Consider the following 625-nt stretch of genomic DNA (forward strand, 5'->3'; position numbering starts at 1 on the left):
TTAAAATTGAAATGCGAGATAGATCTGCATAAAATTAACTTGTCTTCTATTTCTTTTTAAACTATGTCTGACCTCCTCCCCGCCTTAAAAGGCTAGGTTTTCTTTTTCGTGCATGACCTAAAAATTTGTGATGATGCTAAAGTGTATTTCAAATAGAAAAGATAGACTTCACCATTTGTGACAGAAGGGAGATCATACCTCCTTTCTTTGTATGCAAGGTTTACCGTTACATCGTAGTCTGTATACTTTTAATTATTTGGGGTGGAGAAGGTTTAACAATCATGACAACTTCCACAAAAATTTCCGTAATTTGATTACCTCACCTAACACCAACATGGAAGGAGAGTTAGGCTTATACTCGTTTAAATCCTCAAGTCTAGTAATGTAAACTCGTTGATCATAGTAAGTTCCTCTTTCGATTATTGCTACCTCTTCAAGAGGAGACCTTTTACTCATCAAAGCTTTACCTACTTCCCCAAGTTTCTTCCCAGCCATTAAAACAACTAAAGTACCCGCATCGTGAATCTTTTCAAAGTTAAACATTTTCCCACCTTCGTCTGTTGCTGAGATAATTGTTATCATATTAGAATATCTTGGAGAAGTTAATGGTATACCAGCATAAGCA

Annotated in this window: 1 protein-coding gene; it reads right to left on the reverse strand. The window is 35.7% G+C overall.

All coding sequences use genetic code 11. The features are described 5' to 3' along the window. Positions 1-279: 279 nt before the first annotated feature. Positions 280-625: SAM-dependent methyltransferase (locus DMP16_RS10640; protein ID WP_255446899.1), on the reverse strand; the 346-nt coding region annotated here is incomplete at its 5' end.

It is taken from the genome of Sulfolobus sp. B1, assembly GCF_007050195.1.
Taxonomy (GTDB): domain Archaea; phylum Thermoproteota; class Thermoprotei_A; order Sulfolobales; family Sulfolobaceae; genus Saccharolobus.